Origin of the sequence: Pseudoalteromonas arabiensis (genome assembly GCF_001550155.1) — a bacterium.
Lineage (GTDB): Bacteria > Pseudomonadota > Gammaproteobacteria > Enterobacterales > Alteromonadaceae > Pseudoalteromonas > Pseudoalteromonas arabiensis.
Genome location: NZ_LRUF01000023.1, coordinates 80047 through 89794, shown reverse-complemented (window position 1 = coordinate 89794; position 9748 = coordinate 80047). Strand labels below are relative to the sequence as shown.

Here is a 9748-nt window from a genome sequence, read left to right as displayed (position 1 = left end):
TGAAAAAAATGACTGTTCGTGCAAAATACCAGCGAAACGCGTAAAAATAGCACTAAAAAAGGCCCTAATGGGCCTTTTATCGTTATTTTACTATAAGCTTCCAACCTACTTTTGCTTGCAGCTTGGATTCTAGTTGCAGCTCACTGGCCATTAATGGATGATATTTTAACCAATCGCCATCAAATGTCAGCGTCAGGATGTTTTCGTTTACACTTAAGTCAAGCAGCGGTAGTACGTCATCTTGCCGACGCATAGATAAGATCACTGCGACCCTCACTATTCTAGCCAAACATTCTGCTAGTTGTTTATGACAGCCTAAATGATCAAAACTGTGTTTGATCAGATCTGAGCGATGTTCATTCGCAACGGCAGTAATCAGTTTATGCTCAGATTGTGAGAACCCAGGCATATCTGTGTTCTCTAATATATAAGCGGTATGTTTGTGATACTGTTTATACTCGATTAGCAAACCAATCTCATGCAATTTTGCCACTGTCTTTAATAACGCGATTGCATTGCTATCAATTGATTGCCATTGCCCTTTTACACTTTTTGCCAATTGCTCTGCAAGTTGTGCGACACGGCAAGCCTGCTTTTGATCTACATGGTAACGATTCATTAAGCCATCCACTGTACGCTTACGAATGTCATGGTTATGTAGCTCAGGCACCATGCTATATAAAACACCTTCACGTAATGCGCCACGAGCAAGACCCATTTGCTTTATATTTAACGACTCGAATAAAGCAATTAAAATGGCTAGTCCTGAAACGAATACTAGACGCCTTTCTTCTATTAAGCCTGGAAGCTCAAGATCAGCAATTGTGTCATATTGGATTGCTTGCTCTTTGATAGCTAAAAGCTTATCAAGCGTTAAGAGCTCATCTTGATTTTGTGCAACCATGATTTCTTGAATTGCTTGCACTGTACCAGATGCACCGCTGGCGATTTGCCAACCAGATTTTTTATACTCTGCAACAATACCTTTAACCACATCATGCGCTGCTTTTATAGCTGCATTGAAATTCTTTTCATTGAGCTTTTGATCTTTGAAGTAACGCTCAAGAAAAGTCACGCACCCCATATTCAGACTTTTATAGTGTAATGCCTCAAAATCTTTACCAATGACGACTTCAGTGCTTGCCCCACCAATATCGATAACAAGCTGTTTACCATTGCAAGCTGATGTATGTGCCACACCTTTGTAAATCGTCTTTGCTTCTAGCTCACCGCTGATGACGTTGATTTTATGACCAAGGATCTGCTCAGCTTTTTGCTTGAATACATCGGCATTGGTAGCAAGACGTAAGGTTGCGGTTGCAACGATGGTGATATTATCTTTTGGTATGTCTTGTAAACGCTCAGCGAACAAGGCTAGGCACTCCCAACCTCGTTGCATGGCTTCTTTGCTAAGCACATTGTTTTCATCAAGCCCAGCAGCCAGCCTCACCTTACGTTTGACTCGACCGATCGTTTGCAGACCGCCAGCGATTGATTTTGCGATTAACATATGAAAACTGTTAGAGCCTAAATCAATAACTGCATACACATTTTTTTGCGGTTGAAGTTGCCCCACCGTTCAAAAACCTCTAGTTACTACTAAGTCTTAAAAACGGCCGTTTATGACGACCGTGATTTTTGGTAACTATTGTTTGGGCGACGTCCGTTGTTATTACGATTACGTGGGCCTGTAGAATAGTTCCGCTTTTTCTGAATAGTAGGCTTAGTTAAATCATCAAGCAATGCACTTTTATCATAATGCGATAATGGAATGCTGTGCTCTATGTACTGTTCAATCTCATGAAGGTTATATGCGTATTGCTCACAAGCAAAACTAATCGCGTGGCCTGATGCACCAGCACGGCCGGTACGCCCTATGCGATGTACATAATCTTCACAATCATCTGGTAAATCAAAATTAAATACATGACTTACTTCTGGAATATGTAAACCACGAGCAGCAACGTCTGTTGCCACTAAAAAGTCTAAATCGCCTTTGGTAAATTGAGCCAAAATTGATTGACGTTTTTTCTGGTTCACGTCACCGGTTAGTAATCCAACACGATGGCCATCCGCTTTCATCCATGCATAAACATTTTCACAACTGTGTTTGGTATTTGCAAACACAATTGCTTTATCTGGCCATTCTTCTTCAATTAACGTTAACAGTAACTTAATTTTGTCATCTTGTGATGGATGAAATAGCTCTTCTTGAATACGTTTGCCAGTTTTTACGTCTGGCTCAACTTGTACGTGCTCTGGGTTTGTCATATGCTCAAATGCCAACTCTTGCACGCGATAAGACAAGGTTGCTGAAAACAATAAATTCAAGCGTTCAGATGCTTCTGGCATACGCCTAAACATATAACGAATGTCTTTAATAAATCCTAAATCAAACATCCGATCGGCTTCATCAAGCACCACGACCTCAATTTCGTTCAAGGTGTAACAACCCTGTTTGTAAAGATCGATAAGGCGTCCAGTGGTGCCAATTAAAATATCAACGCCTTTTTCTAATTGTGCACGTTGTTTTTCGTAATCTTCGCCACCATATACTAAACCTAAGTTAAGATTACAGTGTGGCGCTAAAATTTTTGCATCTTTGTGTATCTGAATCGCCAGCTCCCGAGTTGGGGCCATGATCAGGGCTCTTGGATGTTTACTAGATGCTTTGCTAGATTGTAGTAACCGATGGCACGTGGCAGTTAAAAACGCCAACGTTTTGCCCGTACCCGTTTGTGCTTGGCCAGCAATATCGCGGCCCTCACAGATAAAAGGTAGGCATTTAGCTTGAATGGGAGTGCAATATTCAAACCCATTTTCGGTTAAACCGGCAACCACTTCCGGTGCGATAGCAAAGTCTGAAAACTTTTTATCGGTCAAATGTGTCTTAGTCATAGCGTTTAAGCATAACGTTTAAACTTGCAATAAGAAACAAGAGTGTTTAAATACGCATTAAATATTTCGCCTAACTTATCGGAGATCGCAATGAGCGAGAAAATTATTCAATTAACTGACGATAGCTTTGAAGCTGACGTACTTCAATCAGACAAACCTGTACTTGTTGATTTTTGGGCTGAATGGTGCGGACCTTGTAAAATGATCGCCCCAATTCTTGACGAAGTAGCGGGTGAATTTGACGGACGTGTGACAGTAGGTAAACTTAATATCGACCAAAACGCAGGTACACCACCTAAATTTGGTATTCGTGGTATCCCTACGTTACTTCTTTTCAAAGATGGTCAAGTCGCAGCGACTAAAGTAGGTGCACTTTCTAAGACTCAATTAGTTGAGTTTTTAGAGAACAACATCTAATTTTGACTGTAAAAAAGGGCTTTTTGCCCTTTTTTTAACTTTATTTTGTTTAAAGACTGGACGCCTAGCTAGTGACCTGCTAGTTTATAAAGCCAACTAATCCTTAGTTATACCAACAAACCTCACTCATGTATCAAACGATGATTTGAGTATGATAATTGTAATAAAGAACCCACCAATATGCATTTACGCGAATTAAAAGACAAGTCGATCAAAGAGCTTGTAAACCTAGCTGAGTCCATGGGGCTCGAAAACGTAGCCCGTTTAAGAAAACAAGACATTATTTTTGCCATTCTAAAAGCACACGCTAAAAGCGGTGAAAACATTTTTGGCGGCGGTGTACTAGAAATCTTACAAGATGGTTTTGGTTTCTTAAGATCATCAGAAGCATCTTATTTAGCAGGCCCAGATGATATTTATGTATCTCCGAGTCAAATCCGCCGATTCAGCATGCGTACTGGTGACTCAATTTCAGGCTTAATTCGTCCGCCAAAAGATGGTGAACGTTACTTCGCACTCCTGAAAGTCAATGAAGTTAACTTCGACAAACCTGAAAACTCACGCACTAAAATCCTTTTTGAAAACCTTACTCCACTTCACGCAAACGAACGTTTACGTATGGAACGTGGTAATGGTAGTACTGAAGACATTACAGCGCGTGTACTTGATTTGGCCTCACCAATTGGTAAAGGCCAACGCGCACTTATCGTTGCACCGCCAAAAGCTGGTAAAACGATGCTTCTACAAAATATTGCACAATCAATCAGTTATAACCAACCTGACTGTGAGCTAATGGTGCTTCTAATCGACGAGCGTCCAGAAGAAGTAACTGAGATGCAACGCCTTGTTAAAGGTGAAGTGATTGCATCAACATTTGATGAACCAGCAAGCCGACACGTTCAAGTTGCAGAGATGGTTATCGAGAAAGCAAAACGCCTTGTAGAGCACAAAAAAGACGTGGTTATCTTACTTGATTCAATCACTCGTCTTGCACGTGCTTACAATACAGTGATTCCTTCGTCTGGTAAGGTATTAACCGGTGGTGTTGACGCTAATGCATTACACAAACCAAAACGTTTCTTTGGTGCAGCTCGTAACGTAGAAGAAGGTGGTAGTTTAACAATTATCGCAACTGCGCTTATCGATACCGGTTCGAAGATGGACGAAGTTATCTACGAAGAGTTTAAAGGTACAGGTAACATGGAGCTACACTTAAATCGTAAGATTGCTGAAAAGCGTGTATTCCCTGCGATTGACTTTAACCGCTCAGGTACACGTCGCGAAGAGTTACTAACTAAACCTGATGAACTACAGAAAATGTGGATTTTACGTAAAATTGTCCATGAGATGTCTGAAATAGATGCGATGGAGTTCTTAATTGATAAGCTCTCAATGAGTAAAACCAATGATGAGTTTTTCGACTCAATGAAGCGTAAATAAACGCGGATAGACTTCAAAAAATGCCTGTTTAAAACACAGGCATTTTTTATAACTCACTCTCTGTGCTTTACCTATAATACCAATACACTTAAAAAAGCTATTTTTAGGTCGTATCGATTGGTATAAGTTGGAATATACATTAAAGCTGTTCTATACCTAATAAGATTAAGGGCAAAGGACACTTCAATGATTCGCTTTAAAGTAGCTATAACCCTGTTTGTAATAAGCCTACTTAGTTGTATTGCTAGTTTTTATTTTTTTAATTTTAGCCCTCTTGCCTGCATCACGCTCAGCGCAGCTATTATTTTGCCGTGGCTTGTCATGCTAAGCTTTCTATATATAAATGACAAAAAGCAACGCGACCACTTAATTCATTTTGTCTCAAATATCACCTCTGAAAATGGAATCAACTTTACCTTCAGATTTGATGAAGGTAATAAACACCTCCCCAAAGCATGTCATGCATTAAATGCCAACCTCACAATTGTGGAACATATGCTAAGTGAGATTTATGCATCATCAGCACGATTATTACCAATGGCTGATGCCTTACGAGACACTTATGCCTCTATGACTCAAAAAGCGACTATTCAAAATGCTCATGGTGTTGACCTAGCAAACACGATTGAAAAAACCATTGATGTATCAAGGGAATTAGATACCAGCTTAGAAAAAATTTACCATGCGGTATCCGATGCAACAAACTCAGTTAAGCAGACACGTGTAGATGCAGATAAAAGCCAAGCAAGCCTAATAAAATTAGCAGAAAATATTAATCAAACGAGTGGGCAAATTATTCTGCTAAAAAAAGACAGTGATGCTATAGGCTCTGTGATAGATGTAATCAATGGAATTGCCGAACAAACGAACTTGCTGGCGTTAAACGCAGCGATTGAAGCAGCACGGGCTGGTGAGCAAGGACGAGGCTTTGCTGTTGTTGCAGATGAAGTACGTAACTTGGCAGCCCGCACAAGCCAATCAACGCAAGAAGTACAAGAGATGGTGTCCAAAATTCAACATGGTACTGAACGTGCGGTTCAGCTAATGCAAACGGCATTAAAAGAAACCGAGCAAACAGTTGAGCTATCAGAAGAGTCCACCAAAGAAACCAATAAGATTGAACAAGCGATGCTTGCCATCAATGCGTTATCAGAAAATATCCATGAGCAAGTTGCCATACAAAGTCAGATGTCTGATGAAGCTCAAGCGAGTATTGAGTCAATGGTAGAACTTAATTCAGATGCGCTATCCAGTTCACAGATTCAGGCTGTTTCAAGTCAAGATTTAGTAAAACTAGCACATACATTAGATGAGAAGTTGTCTATCTTTAAAATCACTCACCCGTCAACAGATTTAATACAGCGAGTTGACCGCTCCCGATTTGAAAGCTCCCATAGTAAAGCTATCGAACAAATTCAGGAGGGTGACATTGAGCTATTTTGAGTCTCTGATGCACTGTGCAGCTGATCAAGTAATTGAGCGACTAAACTTGGCAGCTCTATAAGTTGATTATGCTTAAGTGCCAATTCAAGTGCCATCGCGCTGTTGGCAACTTCATCGAGGGCAAACATTTTTGCAGCCCCTCCAATTCGGTGCGCATCTTGTTGTAGATTAAATAAATCTTGCTCTGAGAAATGCAACTGAACTTGTGAAGCTTCATAGTCAAAACTACCAATAAAGCTTGCAACCAAATCGCTCATATCCTGTTGCTCGTCCTTTATATTAATGGCATTTTTACAGTGTTTCGCAAGCTGAGTGTAAAACACTTTTTTGTCTATCGGCTTGGCTAAATAGCCTGTAAAGCCTGCTTTTAAATAGGCTTCAACTTCATGGCTAATAGCATTCGCTGTTAACGCATAAACAGGTTGAGTAAAACCACAATCACGTAACAATTTAAGCGCACTTAACCCATCGAGCACCGGCATTTGAATATCAAGTAAAACAACGTCAGGAAAAGCTTGCAGACACTGTTCAACGGCTTGCTCACCGTTTTCTACAGCAATGACTTCTAATCCCATCGACTCTAAATAACGGTGAATTAATCTACGATTATCAACATGATCTTCCGCTAGGAGTACCTTACCGCTAAGTCCCGAAGATGCTTGCAGATTGCTTACATCATGCTCTATTTTATCCATAGCTGGAATATGCTCTTTGCAGGGTAAGTAAAATGAAAACTCGCTGCCTTTGTTTACTTCACTCTCAACACTTATATAACCACCCATCATCATCGCTAGCTGCTGCGATAAGCTCAGTCCTAATCCCGTTCCGCCAAAACGTCGGCTTATACTATTATCAGCCTGACTAAAACATTCGAAGATCAACTTAAGCTGCTCTTCATTCATACCAATGCCAGTATCTGTTACTCGAAACCATACCCCATGCTGGGATAAAGAAGCATATAACCTCACCTCTCCCTGATGAGTAAACTTGATAGCATTAGCACATAGATTGATCAAAATTTGTTTGATCCGAGTAAAGTCTAAATAACTATAAAATTGCTCACCTAACTCATTATGAAATGTGAACTGCAAGTTTTTATCTATGGCTTGTCCACTTAGCATGGCATGAACATCCGTTGATAATTTAACGAGATCACCTTCTTTTAAGTTTAATTCCAGTTTATTAGCTTCGATTTTACTAATATCAAGTACGTCATTAATAAGCTCTTTTAAGTGCTCACTTTGCTTGTGAATGACACGCAATTCGTCATTGAGAGATTCGGGTTTATAAAGGCCATTCATCAAGTTATCGGTCTGACCTAAAATGGCTGTCAACGGGGTACGTATTTCATGACTTATATTCGCTAAAAACTGGCTTTTTATTTCATTAGCTTTGCGTAGTTGATCCGCTGTTTTTTCTAACTCTTTAGTGCGCTTAGCAACCATCAGAGACAGCTGCTCTTTTGCTCTTTTTTCTATGCTACGTCGATAAACAGTGACCCCTGTCACCACCAACATTATAAATAGTATAAATAACATAATAGCCAACTGTCGTTGCTTAGACATTTCTAGCTCTTGCACACTTTGCTGTTGTTTTAAATCAAGGATCTCTTGGTTTAGTTGGCTTGCTTGTATTTGACTTTGTAGTTCACCCAAGGATTTCAGCAACTTTTCATTTTTAGCGGTATTCGTGTCGCGCACAAATTGGTCAAACAAGGCCACCGACGCTTTATAATCCCCTTGCCCTGCTTTAATTAATGCACGCATGCCCAAACCGTCAAGAACGCGTAATTCATCCTTAAATTCTTCTGCCATTTTTGTGGAGGCATTAAGGGTTTGCTCTGCCTTTGCTAACTTCCCTTGCAGTAACTCTATTTTCGCAAGCGAAAATAGGCCCGCTAACTCCAAGGACTTATTATCTATCTGCTGGGCAAACTCTACCGCTTTCTCGGCATGACTAATAGCAAGTTCAAGATCGCCTGTGCGCAAGTAAACATTGGCGATATTGCCATGTCGCGATGATAAGTAATAGGCATTGTTTGTTGATTGGTAATAGCGTAAAGCTCGCTGATAATAATGTAGTGACAACTGATATTGCCCTAACTCAGAATAAGCGACCCCCATATTGCCATAAGACTGTGCCACTCCATCTTTATCACCTAGCTCTTGATAGATCTCAAGCGTCTCTCGATACATATCAAGTGCTGTACTATAACTCGATAAACGAATATAAATGCCTGCGATATTATGCAAAATATCAGCTTTATCTTGAGCAGTGCCGTATTGCTCAAACAATGTTTTAGCTTGTTTATAGTAATCCAGTGCTTGATGCATATTGAACATATTAAAATAAGCAAGGCCAATATTACTGAGCAAATTTGCTTTAGAAATAGGATCTTTCATATTTTCCGCGACTTTCAAAGCACGTAGGTACGTCGCGACGGCTTGTTGCATTAGACCTTGGTAATAATAGGTGACACCTTGCATTTTCATTGCTAAAAAATACCCCTCAGGATCCGATTCCAAAGTCGTACTTTTCTCAGCCAACTGGTAATGCTCAACGGCAGCAGTAAAATTGCCCTGCTCGAGTGCCAAATCGCCTAGTTGCATATGAATTTCATGCTGTTTTTGTGAACTTAATACAGAAGAAGCCAGCAGTTTTTTTCCTAACTGCAACTTTTCATCCCATTGCTGAGATTGATTAAAACGCTCCAATAATGAAGGGTGGGCATGCGCAATATCGGTAAATAAAAATAAGCCCCAGCAAAAAAACATCAAGTTAATTAAGCCGCTGCGCAATTTTATAAGCATATTGTATATATCCCTAAAAGCTTAGTAGCATAGGCCACTAAAATTAAACCTTGATTAAATGCGCCAACGATTAAAAACACGAGCATGGTTTTAATAACGTTGCTGTGATAGCGTGTATAAAATAAAGATTACACTAAACATCGGCTTACGAACAATGGTTAACCCACTGATTGACGAGATTTTTTGCTTACTTATAAGACAGCCGATTTGGAAAGTTCACACATTAGCAAGCGCCTTATCAGAAACGAATCACATCAAAGCACTCGATGATGACCCGCAAAAAGACTTGTTTAAGCGCAATTTTCTAGTCATGAATGCACTTTATCAGTTGCAATTACAGCTGGTCCCTGACTACCATCTCCGTATCGCTTCGCTGCATATAGAGCTTGTAAATACACCCTCACATACTGCATTACTACAAGCTGAACCTTTAAGAGACTACTACCTAGATTGGCACAATTACGACACATCTAACGATGAAATTGCAGCACTTCTCGATAATTTCTGGCAACATTTTGGTCAGCAAACTTCTGTAAATACCACAAAAAAACTCACTCCCTTACAACACCAAGAAATACGGGAGCGGTGGAATTTAAATACTGAATATTCGTTAAAGGATGTACAAAAACGTTGGCGGCAACTTGCATTAAAACACCACCCAGATAAGCAGGGCTCTGCGGTGGTGTTTAAACAAATACAAGGTGAATATGAGCAACTTAAATTATATTGCTCATTATGAT

General features: G+C 40.0%; 7 protein-coding genes. 4 read left to right on the top strand and 3 right to left on the bottom strand.

The genetic code is table 11. From position 1 onward, the window contains the following. Positions 1 to 82: 82 nt before the first annotated feature. Positions 83 to 1576, bottom strand: a complete 1494-nt coding sequence (gene gppA / locus PAARA_RS13225) for a guanosine-5'-triphosphate,3'-diphosphate diphosphatase (protein WP_062569500.1) — start codon at positions 1574 to 1576, stop codon at positions 83 to 85. A gap of 44 nt (positions 1577 to 1620) precedes the next feature. Next, entirely contained in the window at positions 1621 to 2898 is a 1278-nt protein-coding gene (rhlB, locus tag PAARA_RS13220) for an ATP-dependent RNA helicase RhlB (protein WP_062569499.1), read from the bottom strand. 90 nt (positions 2899 to 2988) lie between these two features. Here rhlB and trxA point away from each other — a divergent pair, with 90 nt between their 5' ends. The 3 genes from trxA to PAARA_RS20905 all read left to right on the top strand — a co-directional run bounded on the left by trxA (position 2989) and on the right by PAARA_RS20905 (position 6198). Continuing rightward, entirely contained in the window at positions 2989 to 3315 is a 327-nt protein-coding gene (gene trxA / locus PAARA_RS13215; RefSeq protein ID WP_054554679.1) for a thioredoxin TrxA, read from the top strand. A gap of 180 nt (positions 3316 to 3495) precedes the next feature. Continuing rightward, a complete protein-coding gene (gene rho / locus PAARA_RS13210) occupies positions 3496 to 4755 on the top strand; it encodes a transcription termination factor Rho (protein ID WP_062569498.1) in 1260 nt (419 codons plus the stop codon). A 186-nt stretch (positions 4756 to 4941) separates the two neighbouring features. Next, positions 4942 to 6198 (top strand): methyl-accepting chemotaxis protein, encoded by a 1257-nt coding sequence (locus PAARA_RS20905; RefSeq protein ID WP_062569497.1) that lies wholly within the window; start codon positions 4942 to 4944, stop codon positions 6196 to 6198. Here PAARA_RS20905 and PAARA_RS13200 read toward each other — a convergent pair. Further along, the gene (locus PAARA_RS13200; RefSeq protein ID WP_062569496.1) at positions 6171 to 9008 is read right to left on the bottom strand and encodes a tetratricopeptide repeat-containing hybrid sensor histidine kinase/response regulator; all 2838 of its coding nucleotides are present in this window, start codon (positions 9006 to 9008) and stop codon (positions 6171 to 6173) included. The genes PAARA_RS20905 and PAARA_RS13200 overlap by 28 nt on opposite strands. 154 nt (positions 9009 to 9162) lie before the next feature. On the opposite strand from PAARA_RS13200, the gene PAARA_RS13195 reads away from it, so the two are divergent. Further along, a complete protein-coding gene (locus tag PAARA_RS13195; RefSeq protein WP_062569495.1) occupies positions 9163 to 9747 on the top strand; it encodes a DNA-J related domain-containing protein in 585 nt (194 codons plus the stop codon). Position 9748: the final 1 nt, after the last annotated feature.

What these genes read in the sequence shown, in the direction of transcription:
- trxA (WP_054554679.1), top strand. Translation starts at nt 2,989, where the DNA reads ATGAGCGAGAAAATTATTCAATTAACTGACGATAGCTTTGAAGCTGAC.
- rho (WP_062569498.1), top strand. Translation starts at nt 3,496, where the DNA reads ATGCATTTACGCGAATTAAAAGACAAGTCGATCAAAGAGCTTGTAAAC.
- rhlB (WP_062569499.1), bottom strand. Translation starts at nt 2,898, where the DNA reads ATGACTAAGACACATTTGACCGATAAAAAGTTTTCAGACTTTGCTATC.
- PAARA_RS13195 (WP_062569495.1), top strand. Translation starts at nt 9,163, where the DNA reads ATGGTTAACCCACTGATTGACGAGATTTTTTGCTTACTTATAAGACAG.
- PAARA_RS13200 (WP_062569496.1), bottom strand. Translation starts at nt 9,008, where the DNA reads ATGCTTATAAAATTGCGCAGCGGCTTAATTAACTTGATGTTTTTTTGC.
- PAARA_RS20905 (WP_062569497.1), top strand. Translation starts at nt 4,942, where the DNA reads ATGATTCGCTTTAAAGTAGCTATAACCCTGTTTGTAATAAGCCTACTT.